The organism is Shigella sp. FC1567 (genome assembly GCF_001743015.1).
Taxonomy (GTDB): domain Bacteria; phylum Pseudomonadota; class Gammaproteobacteria; order Enterobacterales; family Enterobacteriaceae; genus Escherichia; species Escherichia coli.
The window spans coordinates 1-510 of sequence record NZ_MIIV01000385.1 but is presented as its reverse complement, the minus strand read 5'-3'; the positions used below and the strand labels follow the sequence as shown (position 1 = coordinate 510).

Genomic DNA, 510 nt, shown 5'->3' with positions numbered 1-510 from the left:
GATGATGCCATTCTCTGCCAGCTCCGTCTGGAGCCGCCGGGTTCCATATGTTTCGCGAGTGCGGATATGTGCCACCTTAATCTCCAGTTTTAGCCGCTCATCACTTTGTTTTCTGTCTGAGGGTTCATGCTGTACCCAGTTGTAATAACCGCTCCTGGATACACCAAATGGATTTGCCCCTATATTTCCAGACATCTGTTATCACTTAACCCATTACAAGCCCGCTGCCGCAGATATTCCCGTGGCGAGCGATAACCCAGCGCACTATGCGGATGCCATTCGTTATAATGCTCGAACGCCTCTGCAAGGTTCTTTGCTGCCGTTAACCCGTCTGGTTTGGGCATGATACTGATGTAGTCACGCTTTATCGTTTTCACGAAGCTCTCTGCTATTCCGTTACTCTCCGGACTCCGCACCGCCGTGTTCTTCGGTTCAAGTCCCAACATCCGGGCGAACTGGCGTGTTTCATTAGCCCGGTAGCATGAACCATTATCCGTCAGCCACTCCACT

The 510-nt window shown here is 51.4% G+C and carries 1 protein-coding gene and 1 pseudogene; both read right to left on the bottom strand.

Annotated features, from left to right (window positions below):
* Window positions 1–168: pseudogene (locus BHE85_RS18305) on the bottom strand (IS3 family transposase); the annotation flags it as partial.
* An 11-nt stretch (window positions 169–179) separates the two neighbouring features.
* Window positions 180–510 (bottom strand): integrase core domain-containing protein (locus BHE85_RS18300; RefSeq protein WP_000321149.1); only part of this gene is annotated, 331 nt, incomplete at its 5' end.